Source organism: Niastella sp., from assembly GCF_045805085.1.
Taxonomy (GTDB): domain Bacteria; phylum Bacteroidota; class Bacteroidia; order Chitinophagales; family Chitinophagaceae; genus Niastella.
In genome coordinates this window covers 1-15,574 of record NZ_JBJMLX010000471.1, presented here as the reverse complement: position 1 = coordinate 15,574, position 15,574 = coordinate 1, and the positions used below count along the sequence as shown (strand labels likewise).

Annotated in this window: 11 protein-coding genes; 3 read left to right on the top strand and 8 right to left on the bottom strand. The window is 46.2% G+C overall.

Going from position 1 to position 15,574, the window contains the following annotated elements:
- The 3 genes from ACJ751_RS24700 to ACJ751_RS24690 form a co-directional block, all read right to left on the bottom strand.
- The coding region (locus ACJ751_RS24700) for a hypothetical protein (protein WP_407748202.1) at positions 1 to 536 on the bottom strand (536 nt) is incomplete at its 3' end.
- 157 nt (positions 537 to 693) lie between these two features.
- Complete coding sequence (gyrA, locus tag ACJ751_RS24695) at positions 694 to 3,339, bottom strand: DNA gyrase subunit A (protein WP_407748201.1); 2,646 nt, start codon at positions 3,337 to 3,339, stop codon at positions 694 to 696.
- Positions 3,340 to 3,649: 310 nt separating this feature from the next.
- Positions 3,650 to 4,837, bottom strand: a complete 1,188-nt coding sequence (locus ACJ751_RS24690; RefSeq protein ID WP_407748200.1) for an ATP-binding protein — start codon at positions 4,835 to 4,837, stop codon at positions 3,650 to 3,652.
- 442 nt (positions 4,838 to 5,279) lie between these two features.
- On the opposite strand from ACJ751_RS24690, the gene ACJ751_RS24685 reads away from it, so the two are divergent.
- The 3 genes from ACJ751_RS24685 to ACJ751_RS24675 all read left to right on the top strand — a co-directional run bounded on the left by ACJ751_RS24685 (position 5,280) and on the right by ACJ751_RS24675 (position 8,939).
- Entirely contained in the window at positions 5,280 to 6,812 is a 1,533-nt protein-coding gene (locus ACJ751_RS24685) for a hypothetical protein (RefSeq protein ID WP_407748199.1), read from the top strand.
- Between the two features lie 153 nt (positions 6,813 to 6,965).
- Positions 6,966 to 7,271, top strand: coding sequence for a hypothetical protein (locus tag ACJ751_RS24680; RefSeq protein ID WP_407748198.1), 306 nt, complete (start codon positions 6,966 to 6,968; stop codon positions 7,269 to 7,271).
- A gap of 153 nt (positions 7,272 to 7,424) precedes the next feature.
- Positions 7,425 to 8,939, top strand: coding sequence for a saccharopine dehydrogenase C-terminal domain-containing protein (locus tag ACJ751_RS24675; RefSeq protein WP_407748197.1), 1,515 nt, complete (start codon positions 7,425 to 7,427; stop codon positions 8,937 to 8,939).
- Here ACJ751_RS24675 and ACJ751_RS24670 read toward each other — a convergent pair.
- From ACJ751_RS24670 to ACJ751_RS24650, 5 genes are all read right to left on the bottom strand, one after another.
- Positions 8,929 to 10,209 carry a DUF1501 domain-containing protein gene (locus ACJ751_RS24670; protein WP_407748196.1) on the bottom strand — a complete coding sequence of 427 codons (1,281 nt, stop codon included), beginning with the start codon at positions 10,207 to 10,209 and terminating at the stop codon, positions 8,929 to 8,931. The two genes, ACJ751_RS24675 and ACJ751_RS24670, sit on opposite strands and share 11 nt — an antisense overlap.
- Positions 10,210 to 10,221: 12 nt before the next feature.
- Positions 10,222 to 11,838 (bottom strand): DUF1800 family protein, encoded by a 1,617-nt coding sequence (locus tag ACJ751_RS24665; RefSeq protein ID WP_407748195.1) that lies wholly within the window; start codon positions 11,836 to 11,838, stop codon positions 10,222 to 10,224.
- A 122-nt stretch (positions 11,839 to 11,960) separates the two neighbouring features.
- Positions 11,961 to 12,647 carry an SIR2 family NAD-dependent protein deacylase gene (locus ACJ751_RS24660; protein ID WP_407748194.1) on the bottom strand — a complete coding sequence of 229 codons (687 nt, stop codon included), beginning with the start codon at positions 12,645 to 12,647 and terminating at the stop codon, positions 11,961 to 11,963.
- 30 nt (positions 12,648 to 12,677) lie between these two features.
- Positions 12,678 to 13,619 carry a DUF4349 domain-containing protein gene (locus ACJ751_RS24655; RefSeq protein WP_407748193.1) on the bottom strand — a complete coding sequence of 314 codons (942 nt, stop codon included), beginning with the start codon at positions 13,617 to 13,619 and terminating at the stop codon, positions 12,678 to 12,680.
- An 18-nt stretch (positions 13,620 to 13,637) separates the two neighbouring features.
- The gene (locus tag ACJ751_RS24650; protein WP_407748192.1) at positions 13,638 to 15,308 is read right to left on the bottom strand and encodes a vWA domain-containing protein; all 1,671 of its coding nucleotides are present in this window, start codon (positions 15,306 to 15,308) and stop codon (positions 13,638 to 13,640) included.
- Between the last annotated feature and the right edge of the window lie 266 nt (positions 15,309 to 15,574).

The following is a 15,574-nucleotide window of genomic DNA, read 5'->3' as shown; positions in this document are numbered from 1 at the left end:
TGTGCCTTTTCAGCTGAAATACCAGCATATAAAGTAGTGGTAGTATCTAGCTTGATAGGAATGATATTTTTTGATGACAGCAGGTCAAATACTTCCAGTGATTTTTTGAAGTTTATAAACGCATCGTTGTAATTGTTAGCGTTATAAAACGATGCTGCATCTTTTGAATAACCCGTGTACAGGTCAATCAGCGGAGCATTGTTCTCCATGGTTAACTGAATATTTCTTTTAGCCGCGTCTTTTTCCTTCGATTCCATGTCCAGGTAGGTTTTCATGGACTCCAGGGCAGTTCCGCGAGCATCAGGCACCGATGATTTCAGCGATGAGTCAGCAGCAATGGCGCCATAAATTTTGGCCTTTGTGTACCATGCATCTGACAACGTTTTATTTTTCTCAACGGCCATTACATTATCGATCTCGGTCTTAGCGTCCGTGAGTTTCTTTTTGGATAGCAGGTCTTTAGCCTTTTCGAGTTTCTGGGCCTGTGACAAAAACCCAACAAAAGCGAGCAATGCTGTCAGCAACAATTTTTTCATGTGTTAATATTAATTTTTTTTAGCCACATGGAATTCGCCATAAAAATTTCCGTTGCAATTGAAATGAAGTTGCCCGGAAATTTTTATGGCTCATTTCATCTGAAAATATTTATTGTTTTTTAGCCAATGAGCTTATATAATTGAAAGCAAATCTACTCTATTCAGTAACCGGCTCATCTGAACCTGGTTCCTCTCCTTCGTTTGAAGCATCAGCGGCATTAGTACTTTCATCAGATGCAATCTCGTTGCCATTGGTTGCCTCAGCTGTTGCATTCACATCGGCCTGCGCTTCTCCATCGCCATTTTCCTCATTTACTTCTTCTTCATTATCATCCAGTTTTGTAATGGCGGCTATTTCATCTCCATCGTCGAGGCGAATTAATTTAACACCTTGTGTGTTGCGGCCCAGTTCGCTGATACCTCCAGCCGGCATCCGAATGGTCATTCCGCTTTTGCAGGTTATCATCAGGTCTTCTTTCGCGGCTACGTCCAGCATACCTACCAGTGAACCGGTTTTCTCGGTTACGTTCAGGGTTTTCACCCCTTTTCCGCCCCGGTTGGTAATAGGATAATCTTCTAATGCCGTTCTCTTTCCGTAACCTTTTTCGCTCACTACCAACACACTACGAGAGTTATCTTCCTTGCTGACACATATCATGCCAATAACTGCATCATTATCATCATCTACATCAATTCCCGATACGCCAATGGCGCCACGGCCGGTAGCACGTACTTTTTCTTCGGCGAACCGGATGGCGCGACCACTTTTTACAGCCATCATGATCTCGCTGGTGCCGTTGGTTAATTTGGCTACCAGCAATTCATCTCCTTCCACAATAGTAATGGCATTTACGCCCGTTGTACGTGGACGGCTGAAGTCTTCCAGGGCTGTTTTCTTAATAATACCCTTCTTGGTAGCCAGCACAATGTTGTGCGATTTTACAAACTCCTCGTTTTCGAGGTCCTGGATATCGATGATGGCCCTGATCTTGTCATCGGGCGGCAGTTGTATCAGGTTCTGAATGGCGCGGCCTTTACTGGTTTTATCACCTTCGGGTATTTCATAAACATTCAACCAGTAACAGCGTCCTTTTTCAGTAAAGAACAACATGGTATGGTGTGAAGAGGCCACAAACAGGTGCTCGATAAAATCTTCCTCGCGGGCTTTGCTACCCTTGGCTCCCCGGCCACCACGGCGCTGGGCGCGGAATTCAGTAGCAGAAGTACGTTTGATATAACCCAGGTGAGAAATGGTGATCACCACGTCTTCTTCCTTGATCAGGTCTTTTATGCGTACTTCATTATCGAGATAAGTGATCTCGGTTTTGCGGGCGTCACCGAATTTTTCTTTTACTTCGGCCAGCTCTGTTTTAATTACATCGTACCGCATACCTTCATTACTTAACAGTTCACGCAGGCGTCCGATAAGGCGTTGCAGTTCTTCAAACTCTTCGCGGATCTTATCGCGTTCCATGCCGGTTAACCGTTGTAAACGCAGATCGAGTATCGCGCGGGCCTGTATTTCATCGAGCCCCCAGCCTGCATTGATCAGGCTTTCGCGCGCAATTTCCGGTGTGGCCGATGCACGGATCATGGCGATCACTTCGTCGAGGTGATCCAGTGCTATCAGGTAACCCTGTAAGATGTGGGCTTTCTTCTCTGCTTCGCGCAATTCAAACTGGGTACGGCGAACTACCACTTCATGACGGAACTCCACAAACTCACTGATCATATCTTTTACGTTCAGTGTTTTGGGACGGCCTTTTGACAGGGCCACGTTGTTGATACCGTATGAAGTTTGCAGCTCGGTGTATTTGTATAGCTGGTTGATCACCACGTTGGCTATCGCATCGCGTTTGAGATCGATCACGATACGGGTGCCTTCCTTGGCATTCGATTCATTGTTCACGTGTGCAATGCCTTCGATCACTTTTTCATTCACCAGCTGACCGATCTTATCGCACAGCGCATCGCGGTTCACCTGGTAAGGCACTTCGGTTATAATGATTGTTTCACGACCGCTGGGTTTGGTATCCACCGTGAGTTTACCACGCAACACTACCCGGCCTCTTCCAAAGTGCATACCGGCCCGTACGCCTTCCATCCCGTAAATGATACCACCGGTGGGGAAGTCAGGGGCTTTAATATGCAGCATCATTTCATCGATGGTGATGTCGCGATTATCGATATAGGCTATACAGCCATCAATTACTTCGCTAAGGTTATGCGGCATCATGTTGGTAGCCATACCAACCGCAATACCGCTTGAACCATTTACCAGCAGGTTGGGGATACGTGCAGGCAAAATGGTGGGCTCTCTTTCTGAGTCATCGAAGTTGGGTTGAAAGTCGACGGTATCTTTATCGATATCCATCAACAGGTATTCAGCCAACCGGTGGAGCCTGGCTTCTGTATAACGCATGGCGGCAGGGCCATCGCCATCCTGGTTACCGTAGTTACCCTGGCCATCAACAAGGGTATACCGCATGCTCCACTCCTGTGCCATACGCACCATGGCATCGTACACAGATGAGTCACCATGCGGGTGATATTTACCCAACACCTCTCCTACAACACGCGCCGATTTTTTATACGCTCTGTTGTAATTCAAACCCAGTTCATTCATGGCGTACAAAATGCGCCGGTGAACAGGTTTCAAGCCATCGCGTACATCGGGCAAGGCACGGCTTACGATCACTGACATCGAGTAATCGATGTAAGCCGTTTTCATTTGCTCTTCGATATTTACAGGGATAATACGATTCTCATCGTTTGTTTCCTGTGGGGTGAAATTTTCTTCCATACTTTGTTTTACAGAAATGATTTACATCCGTTTATTGGAAAGTTGGATGGGGGGCAAAAATACCCTATTTAACCGTGAAAACCCGTGAATTGCAGGTGTTTTTTAGCCCTTAATTTTATCAACAAATGTTAAAAAATAAGGCACAAGTTGGAAGGCACAAGAAGACAAGAAGAAACAGGGCACAAACTATAAAAAAGCAAGGTACAAGGATCAAGGCACAAGACGAATTTGAGGTCTTGTACCTTGAACCTTATACCTTGTGCCTTAAGCGCCCATTTATAAGATCAAAAGGGTCTTAATTCGGGTATCTTTACTGCTTTTGCAAAGGCAACTCAATGATGAAGCTACTCCCCTGCCCTTCGGTGCTTTGAACTTTTATGGAGCCACCGGAATTTTCAACAAACTCCCTGATGAGAACCAGTCCCAGCCCGCTCCCCGACTCGTTTTGCGTACCCCGGCGGCTGTATTTTTCCTTGCTCAGGAACAGCCGTTCAGCCATGCGGGCGGGCATGCCAATGCCGGTATCAATAACCCGGATTATCACCTTTTTTTCGAAGTTAAATCCATCCACGGTTATACGGCCTTTTTCGGTAAACTTGTTGGCATTGGTGAGCAGGTTCCTCAGCATGAACCGCAGCATATTCTCATCCATATCCAGGCGAACCGAGTCACTAGTTTCGTTTACCAGGCGGTTCTCTTTCAGACTGGCCTGTACAGTAAGTTCGGTAAAAACGCTATCCACGAGTTCTTTCAACGATAACCCGACCGGCACCATGCTCCTGGGTTGTAATTGTATCTTCCCCCACTCTACCAGGTTTTCGAGCAAGGCTATAGTGCTGTGCAATTGGGTGCTGCTTACATTCAAAAAATTATTAAACCGATCGGGGTCTATCCTCTTATCCTGGTATAATTTAAAGAGGCTAACTATTGACGATAGCGGACTTCTTACATCATGGGCAATGATGGAAATAATACGGCGTTGCGCTACGGTAATGCGTTCCAGCTCCTGGTTCTTTAACCGCAGCTCCAGTTGTTTTACCACCTGTTTACCCAATATCATCAGGGCTTCCTGTTGCTCAATGGTCAGGTTACGGGGTACAGTATCTTTAACACACAGCATACCCAGGTTATTTCCGGCTTCCGATGTAAGGGGCACACCAGCATAAAACCTGATCTTATGGTCGCCGGTGACCAGCGGATTATCAGCAAACCGTTCGTCGTTGGTGGCATCAGGCACGATAAAGATCTTACCGTTCAGGATGCCATGGCTGCAAAATGAAATGTTACGCGATGTTTCGGTCTCGTTCAGGCCCAGCCTGGCTTTGAACCATTGCCGTTCGGCGTCAATAAGCGAGATCAGTGAGATGGGCGCCTCACAAATACGGGAGGCCAGCTTAACCAGGTGATCAAATGCTTCTTCTTCGGGGGTATCAAGAATATTGTATTGATACAAATCGGCCAATCTTAAGTTTTCATTAACAGGTATATCAGCTTTCATTATGCGTTTTTAAAGAGATTACGGTGATAAACAGCCCTCCACCGCTAAAGCTTCAGCCACACGCGGACGGCCGGCAAGGCATAAAAATGGCAAGTCAATGCCTTAAAAGCAATCCTTACACAACCTATTTTGCCTTCATTACACAAAGGTTTTAATACCGGTATTGGTTATTACTTAGGGTATCCGGGTATAGTGATGGTTATGGTGGAAAACTACTTGCATTTTTAACGTCTCTTTTTATAACTTTTCTATTTGAGTATTTGGTACAGTTACTGCCAAGTTTTAACTTGCACGTAAGCTTAATTCACCCTCCCGGTATCCTAATAAAAACTTCCGTTTAACCATCTGAGCCCGCGACCTGCTGAATGTACTTTCATTTATGAAGTAGCTGATTGACTACAGCTGCCTGCTTGCATTATATTTCACTGAGTTTTTATAGTATATGAACACATACCTACTATTACGCGATAATAAGCAAACTGGCCCTTATACAGCCCAAGAGCTGGCGGCCAAAGGATTGAAACCTTATGACCTCGTATGGTTAGAAGGTAAAAGTGCCGCCTGGCGTTATCCCGGCGAACTGGAAGAGCTCAAGGCCTTCGCTCCCGGGGTGGAGGAACAGCCGTATGATCGTTTCTATAAAAAACCGGGTGAACAGGCTTCGGAATCGACCCGGCAACAAGCGGTTGCTGAAACCAGTACCGTGCAGGAGAGTCAGCCGGTAAACAAACAGGTGGAACAAACTTCCAAACACATTTACGTGACCATGCCGGTTGGCAAGGCCCAAACAGCTGCCACTCCGGTGGCCAAAAAGGAAGAGACCGCCAAAGCTGTTGCCCAACAAAACGACAAGAACGTCAATATGGGCAATAACACCCAAAAGAAAGCAGCCGCTGCGTCTTACATCATTTCTGAAGAAGACGATGAAATGAATAGCGCTTTGCTGAAAGGCCACAAGAGCCGGAAAGTGGAAGACGAAGTGAACAATAACGAATTCCTGTCTGAATACGAGTCAAGGAAAGCTTCCTGGTCAAAAAACAAATCGGGTGGTTCAACCATAAAAGAGATTGAAAAACCAGTTGAAAAGGTGGCGGTGCAGTCCAAAAAGGAAACCTGGGCATCGCCTAAAAAGGACTCCTTCGATCTGAAGGCGCTGCTGGCCGGTTCAACCCAATACCTGCAGAACAATAAGAATGTTACCCGGGTACTGGTTGCCGCCGTACTGATACTTGGCGGGGTAGTTATTGGCCTGGTAATAAATTCGGGCCATAAACAACCCGATACCCAGGCACTTGAAAGCCTGGTGAAAGAGATCAGGGATAAACAAAATGAAAAAGTCAGCACTACGGCGCCCCCCACTACCGAAGTGGCTCAAAAAACAAATGAGTCCAGGCGATCAGCCGAACGCTCTTATTATAATGACAATGTAAATACCAACCCCGCGCGTCCGTCGGCTTCGAATCCTAATAACAACACGGCCGATCAACCAGGTTCAAAGCATGCAGTCATTAAAAAGGAGAACAGCGTTGTAACACCACCTCCCAGTCAAACAAAATCTATAGCAGTCCCCATTTCCAATACCAGCAATCAACCAGTTGAAACATCACCGGCCGTAATGGAACCCAGGGAAAAACCTATTGATAGAGAAATGATTGAAAAAGCGCGAAAGAATATATATGAACAAGTGCATGTTGATGCAAGCGCCTTCAAGGTAGGTTTACTGGGTGGCATCAGTGACCTGGATATAACAGTGCAGAACACCAGCTTATATGCACTTGACCAGGTAGCTGTGGAGATCAAGTATTTTGGTCCGGAAAAGAAACTGGTAAAAACGCAAACACTTCTCTTTAATAATGTTCCTCCTGGTAAAAGAAGAACGCTGGAAGCCCCCAGTACAAGACGAGGCATAACTATTGAATATACTATAACCAGCATTAACTCAAAAACGCTGGGATTAGCACAGAGTGGGTTCTGAGGAAGTTTCTACAGTTCTCTTTTCGTTTTCCACATTTATAGCGTCTGGCATAGTTTTTAGACCCTATTTAATGCTGGCACAGTTTTTTTAAAAGTTAGGTGCTCTCTTTAAAATGATAATCGATTCACTGAAGGAGTTAAAACCTTTTACTTTATGGATAAAACTGTTGCCACGTTTATAGGTGTAGTGGTTGTGGTTGTTGGTTTACATGCCTCACGCGCCATGCACCAATCAAATATAACCGGTAAAGTGTCGTCAGAGCGGGATTCAGTTTGGGTATACGCAGTGAATGGAAGAGATTCTTTAAAAACAATGGTGAGTAAGGGAATGTTCCGGTTTAAAGTAAGACCGGGCGCATGGCGGGTGACAGTAAGGAATCATGCAGAGAATGTGGAAGGACACATGGTAGAAGTATCAGAAGGACGGACACTTGATATGGGCACGATCATTCTGAATTAAAAATATTAAATAAGGGACGGTTCAAAACCAAAAGAGCTGGTGTTCGTTCACCGGCTTTTTTTATTTAGTCGAAGTCCCGATAAAACTCAGCCATCCTGAATTTGAGTCTTGTGCCTTCTTTCTCCCTATCTTGCATATACATTGCTTTTTTTCATGCAAAACATTTTAGTGTTCGGTTCAGGCAATTCGGCTGCTTCATTGATCGAATACCTGGTGAAGGAAGCTGCTTTCAACAACTGGCTTATCACAGTTGCTGAAATTCCGCCAGTAACAACACCGGTTATTGCCAACCCACCCTCTCACCTGCAAACAATACTTGTACATTTTGATAATCAACGGGAACGCCAGCTACTGATTGCCGCAGCCGATATCGTGATCTCGTTGCTGCCTGCAGCCCTGCACACATTTATTGTTACCGATTGCCTCCGGTTCAACAAACATTTACTGACACCCTCCTATATTGATGATACCCTGGCCGGCATGCATACCGCCATTAAACAACAAAACCTGTTGTTCCTCTGCGAAATGGGGCTCAATCCCGGTATCGATCACATGGTCGCCATGCAACACATTCACCGCATTAAAGCCAATGGCGGCGCCATTACCTCCTTTATATCTCATTGCGGCGGATTAATATCGCCTGAAAGCGACGACAATCCGTGGCATTATAAAATGACCGGTTCGCACCACAATGTTGTGCTGGCCGGTATTGACGGCGCTGTTTATAAAGAAAATGGAACCGTGCGTGAGATGCCTTACAATCAGTTGTTCGATCCCAACCGGCTTATTCATATTCCCGACCTGGGTTACCTGGCCTGGTACCCTAACCGCGATTCACTGCGTTATATGCCGTTGTACGGTTTGCCCAATGCCGGCACTTTCATACGTACCACGCTTCGTTATCCCGAGTTTTGCTTTGGCTGGAAAAATATAGTGGAGTTGAAACTGACCGACGCTACCAAACGGTACCACACAGACGGACTTACGCTGCAACAATTTTTTCAGGAACATTTCGCCAACCATGGTTTTGGGGAATGGATAGAAAAACAATTGACGGCGCGTTTTGCGCAAACCAAACAATTGCTCGAAAAACTGCAACAGCTGCTGGAAGCCGAACAGGAAGCCAATGAAGAGGAACGTAAAGCCCTGCAGGATTTTATGATGGTAGATAACAGGGGACAGCTGATGGATGTAAACCTGGATTCTATTAAGTCGCAGGCGGCGGCTACCGTGGCCGGACAAATGCACGAAGCCAACCTGTCGATGAAACAGCTTTTCTTTTTAGGCATGGACGATGACCAAACAATTATAAACAAAGGCGATTGCAGCGCTGCCGAAGTTTTGCAATTTGCCATGGAACAAAAACTATTATTACAACCAGCCGATAAAGACCTGGTAGTGCTGCAACACGAGATCGGTTACGAACTGGATGGAGAAAAACACCTGGCCAGCAGCACCCTGGTTGTAAAAGGTGAGAATCACCTGAACACCGCTATGGCCAAAACCACGGGCCTTCCCTTGGGCATTGCTGCCAAACAAATACTCCAGGGCAACATCCCTGAAACCGGTTTGCACATTCCGGTTATGTCATCTGTGTATGTACCCGTTTTACAGGAACTGGAAAAGAACGGGCTCCGCTTTGAAGAAAATGATTGTACTATACAATAGGCACCAACGAAAAATCGCCCATCAGGATCTGCTGTACCTCCTGCACCGGCATATTAAACCAGTTCTGCAACACCGAGGCGTATAACGATCTGAAGTCATATTGCATGGGCACATTATCATTCACCGTCACTGTTTCAGGGATCACGGGATTTGAACCGATAATACCGGGTTTGATGGCACTGCCGAAATAAAATACGGGCGCTGCAGCGCCATGATCGGTACCGCCGCTGGCATTGCTTTTTATTCTGCGGCCAAATTCAGAGAAGGTCATGCCCATTACGCGATCTTCAATTTGCAAAAACTTCAGGTCATTCATAAACGCGCCAATGGCTTCCGACACGCGTTGCAACAGTTTGGCGTGGTTGCCGGTAGTGGTATCGGTTTCTGTTTGTTTGGCATGGGTATCAAAACTACCCGTGCTTACCATATATACTTTTGTTTTTAACCCGCCGGCAATAAGGCGCGAAACGATCTTTAACTGATCGGCCAGGGGATTTTTACCCGCTGCCGGCCAGTCGGGCGATTGGGTGGGAACTTTTTGCGCTGCATTTTTAATTACCGTTGCATACTGATCGGTTTTCTGGCTCATAAGCTCGATATAATCCAGCTGCTCGCCCCAACGCGAATTGGCGTTTACATTCACTTTGCCTTCCACCAGTTTATAAAAACCGGCCGGGTTGCTGATGGCCATCCCCATGGTAAACAAAGGTCCCTGCAATGCCGTAGAGACCACCGCCCCTACCTGTATGGCCAGGGGATCGGGCATGGTTTCATTGGGAAAATTATCGGGAAATTGGGGATATACATCATTCAGGAAGCGTCCGGCCCAGCCAGAGGAGACCACTTTATCACTGTCGGAACCGGTCATCCAGATATCGGTTGCCCTGAAATGTGAGAAGTTGGGTTTGGGATAACTTACCGCCTGCACCACGCCCAGCTTGCCATCATTGAACAACTGCTGCATATTGGCCAGCGCAGGGTTAAAAGCAGTGGCATCAAAGCCATTCAGCCGTAAAACTTTATCTTGAGGAAGAAAAATGTTCGGCCGCGCGGCAGTATAGTTGCTGTATTGATCGAAAGGGATCACGGTATTGAGGCCATCATTACCACCAGCCAGCTGAATAAGCACCAGCACGCGATCGTCGTTCAAACTGGCGTGGCTCGCATGCATGAACGGCGTACCGGCGAGCGCCTTCAGCGAAATCCCTTGCAAAAAGGAAGGCAATACAACGCCGGTAATTGTGTCGCGTAAGAATTTTCTTCGTTTCATAGTAATAGGTTTTTACATTAACTGGTACTGGGGTAAGCTCATCATATATTTCAACAGGTTCTTCAACTTGTTGGTTACATTTCTTGTGTTGGCAGCATCATCGGGTTTATCCTGTAGCTTTTGCCAGGCATCCGTCCAGTAATGATCGCTGGCCATGCCCTGCAGCCCCTGCAGCAGAATACCGGTTTTCATATACTGCTTTTCCTCAACTGGCAATTCAACAGCATACAGCAAGGCGGCCAGTTCATCGATGAGTTTATTGGGGTCGCCGGGCGCCGATACTTGCTTTGTAAACACCACAGGGTCGATGAGTATTTTCTTTCCATTACGCGCAAAGCCATTGTTCACCATTCGATCAGTAAAGGCCGTACGTTTGGGCAGGGTATCTGAACTGATCCATGATTTATCATACATCGGTTCCTGGTAATAAGCAGGCCAGCCAGCCACATTCGGCGGATCGCCGATATTCTGTTGCATTTGAGAGGCTGTCTGCTGAATATTGAGCCAAAAACCATATTGATCTAAATAACTATCTTCAGCCGGGAATGGAATGCTGTATTCACGGCACAACCCAACCGCAAAATCAACCGGGCTTTTAATAATGCCACCGCGGTTGCCCGGATCAAAAAAGTGCCGGCTGGTGAATAATTTTTCCAGCACGGGTTTTATTTCATAATTGTTCCGGCGAAAGGTATGGGCGAGCGGCTCGATGATCGTTTTCTCTGTATCCTCATCTATCTGGTGGTATACAAAGAACCGGTACAACTTGCGGCAAACAAAACGGGCCACTTCGGGTTGTTGAAAAATAAGATCCAGCAATTCATCCAGCTCCATCTCCCCTTCTTTTCCCTTGCGGCCTTTTATTATTTGGTTATTATAAAATGCGGAGAATTGTTTGTCGCTTTCGTCGTGACGGCCGGCATCGAACAGGCCATGTACATCGGGTAACGATTTATTTTCGATGCGGAAACCGGTCAATACCCGGGCTGCTGCTTTTACATCCGCTTCGGTATAATGCGACCCAGGTCCCTTACCTACTGTAAATAATTCCTGTAGTTCGCGGCCATAATTTTCGTCGGGCGCCTTTTTTGTATTGGCATTTCCGTTCAGGTATTTCAACATGGCCGCATCAACCGTAACCGCCCGTACCATGGTTTTAAAGTTGCCCAATGCATATTGCCGCAACAGCACATTATGCTTGTAGATCATGGTAGGATTATCGACCGAATTGGTTTCTGTAGCAAAATGATTGTGCCAGAACAGCACCATTTTTTCGCGCAGGGTGCGTTGTTGGTTCAGCATACAACCCGTCCACCAGGCTTTAAAGGAATTTCTTCTGCGGCCGCCGTTCATGCCGTTGTATTTGGCAGCGGTTATCCAGGTAACACCCGGTTGAATTTCTTCGTCGGTATATTTATCGTCGTTGTAGTTATTGACAGGCGGTGCGGGAATGGGTTCCTCTGTATTCAGCAATTGCTGAATGGTATGCCGGAGTGATTTCGAAGCAAAATAATCGATGTCTTCTTTTTTAGCGCCAAACAGGGTGCGCTTTAGCAGGTGCGTTACTTCGGGCCGTCCCCATTTGCCCCTGTAATTTTTCAAGGATGCTGTTACTGATGGTACTACCATTGCAAATTAATTTTGTTACACATCTATCTAATCTAAGCAAATCAGCTACCACTTCTTTATAAAATATGTAAACGAAATGTTATGAGGGAGGGGTACGGAATGCGTTTTTTTGCAGGGGACTATTAACTTTTTAACAGATCAATCAAATCCTGAATACCCTGGGTAGCCGGTTTTTCAATGTTGGTGACATTGTAAACCGAATTGGTATTAGGGATCACTTTGTCAATTACATACTTGGGGATTTCCATAGGCGCATAGTCGACCAGACCTGCGGCCGGGTATACCACCAGGGAAGTACCAATTACCACAAAAATATCAGCGCTGAGCACCACGGGCACGGCTAACTGGATCAACGGCACAGGTTCTTCAAACCAAACAATATTCGGGCGCAACTGTGCACCATCTTCGGCTTTGTCGCCCAGGTTTATGTCGCCACGAATGTCATATACCAGCGACTCATCATGTTCACTGCGCATCTTCAATATTTCGCCATGCAGGTGCAGTATCTTTTTTGAGCCTGCGCGTTCGTGCAGGTCATCGATATTCTGGGTAATAATGGTCACATCAAAATCGTCCTGCAATTTTGCAAGACCAAGATGCGCGGCATTCGGTTGCGCATCGAGCACATTTTTTCTTCGCTGGTTATAAAACTCCAGTACCATGGCCGGGTCTTTTTTCCAGGCGCGTGGGGTGGCCACATCCGTCACATTATATCCTTCCCATAATCCGTCACTATCACGAAATGTTTTCAATCCGCTTTCTGCGCTTATACCTGCGCCGCTTAATACTACGATCTTCTTTTTGCCCATAACTCAAATATAGGAAAAAGGCAGTAGTACCTACTGCACTGTTTTCGAAGTTGGAGTTGGCTCTGTCTTTCTCCATCTTCTGAAACCCCACAAAAGAGCCCCAGCCAGTAACCACAATGGCCACAGGGTAAGCAGCACAACCAGTAACTCGCCCAGCCAATCCATTCCATTGCCCAGGGCGTTCAACACTCTTGTACCGAAACCCGGGGATCTGTTCTCTTCTGCCGAAGGATTCAGAATTTCATAAAAAGTTAACTGAACGGTACTATAGGCCGCGGCGTGGGTGAGATATTTTACCTGGCCGGCGCCCGCTTCAATTTCTTCCTGGATGTTGTTAATTTCTTCCTGTACTTTCAGGATGTCTTCCATATTTTTTGCCTGCTTCAGCAGGTCGAGATAACGTAATCTGATCTGCCGTTTGGCTTCCGTTCTGGCACGCGTATCTATCACTTCACCGGTGACATCCTGCGATGTGACTTTCTGTGTAACTATATTTTCCTCTTTGGTAGATGTCAATGATTTTACCAGGTTATCAAACTGGTCAACAGGTACCTTAATGGTAGCCATGTTCTCGATCTTGTAATCTGATTTGGTTTGTTCTTCTTCGGCCACATAACCGCCTGTGCGTTTTACCTGTTCATGCACAAAATCATTGAATGTTTTTTGGCTTTTAGCTTCAACGACCAATGTGGCGTTCTTGATGATCTTTTTGTCCCAGTCGATATTTTGCGCAGGTGATGCGGCGCCTGCTTGTTTGGGCGCCTCCTCTTCTTTAAGCGGTGCTGGTACCGCTATAGTATCTGCAGTCTCATAGCTTTTATTCCTTTCCTCTGGTTTGTTATTATCGGTGGCTTTCAACGCTGCTACGGCTTCGGTTTTTTGTTCGGTTACACTACTTTTATCATTACAGGCAATAAGGATCGTTATGATTATCGATGCTATCAACAGCACCGGTTTGTAAATAGAAAACATAAACAAAAGGTTTTGGGATTATTTTTTAACTGTTAATGAACCAGCGGCCTGCACCAGGTTGATAAACTCCTGGCGGTAGCCGTTTGTATCGGACCCTTTTGCTCCTTTGGCCAGTTGAACCACCTGTTGGTAGGATGCATTTTGTTTAAATTCAGAATTGCGCAACAACATGCCAAAGGAAGCCACTGCTGCCGAGAACCGGAAATTATCAGAGGTGTTGGCCAGGGCAAGATGTGAATCGGTAACCGGGTGAACGATCAGCTTGCTTACATCGCCATCGGGCTTTTTATAGCGCAGTTTGATGGTCATTAATTCATCGCCGCCGGCAATGGCCGTCATACTTTTTGCCGGTTGATATTTCAACTCATCTACCTTACCGATAAAATCATTCTTTACTCCGGCGGGAATTACTTCGTATAAAGCCGTTACGGTATGGCCAGAACCAAGCTCACCTGCGCCTTTCTTATCATCGTTAAAATCTTCAGCCGCCATCACCCGGTTCTCATACCCAATAAGGCGGTAGGCCTGCACTTTAGCAGGGTTAAACTCAATCTGGATCTTTACGTCTTTGGCAATGGTGAACAAGGTGCTGCCAAACTCCGTTACCAGTACTTTGCGGGCTTCACTGATGTTATCGATATAGGAGTGATTGCCGTTCCCTTTACCGGCCAGCTGTTGCATCTTATTGTCCTTATAGTTGCCCATTCCATAGCCCAGCACACTCAGGAAAATACCACTTTGTCTTTCTTTTTCTATCATGGAGACCAGTTCATCATCGCTGCTGGCACCAACATTAAAATCGCCATCGGTGGCCAGGATGATGCGGTTATTTCCGCCTTTGATAAAATTTTCGCGGGCCACTTTGTAGGCCAGTTGAATACCCTCACCACCAGCCGTAGAACCGCCGGCTTCCAGTTGATCGATGGCTTCTTTAATAGCAGTTTTATTGGAACCGCTGGTAGCAGGCAATACCAACCCGGCATTACCGGCATATACAACAATGGCTACTTTGTCATCGGGCCGCAATTGATCGGCCAGTAATTTCATAGATGATCTTACCAGGGGTAATTTATTTGCTTCATCCATGGAGCCGGATACATCTATCAAAAAAACAATATTGGCATTGGGCAGGTTTTGCACCGGGATCTCTTTTCCCTGCAAACCGATATGCACCAGGCGGTGTTCCGGGCTCCAGGGACATTCAGATAATTCGGTATTTACAGTAAAAGGCTCGTCGTTTTGCGGTTGCGGATAGGTGTAATCAAAATAATTGATCATTTCCTCAATGCGCACAGCGCCGGCCGGTGGTATGCTGCCGTTATTGATATAACAGCGTACGTTACTGTAAGCGGCCTCATCTACATCGATGGAGAAAGTTGATAAAGGGTTCTGGGTGGCCGCCAGGAACCTGTTCTCTACTATATGATCGTAATCTTCGGTATTGAATTGTGCCGGTGTTTCTTCCTCTTTCACTTCTTCATCTTTTACAATCCGGGGTGGAGTGATTTTACTAAGCGTAACTGCCTTGGGTGCAGGTGGAGGTGCCATATCCTCATCAGTTTGTTCGGGTTGTACCACCACGCCTCTTGATTCGGAATCAGCTTTTGATTGAGAAGTAACGGACCGGTTGTTACAGGCAATAAAGAACCACAGCAGCAATGCTGCCAGTATTTGACATAAAAACTTCATGGCTATTTGTTTTTAGGTGTGTGTGACTATAAGATGCGGGAAATTGGATATTACATAAACAGGTGAAAAGAAAACCAACGTTTAAATACCGGTATTTTCTGATTAATACTGGAGGAGGAGAAAGGTAACCTTGGGGAAAAGTTAATTAGTTGACGAGTTGACGGAGTTGACGAGTTGACGGAGTTGACGAGTTGACGGAGTTGACGGAGTTGACGAGTTGACGGAGTTGACGAGTTGACGGAGTTGACGAGTTGACGGAGTTGACG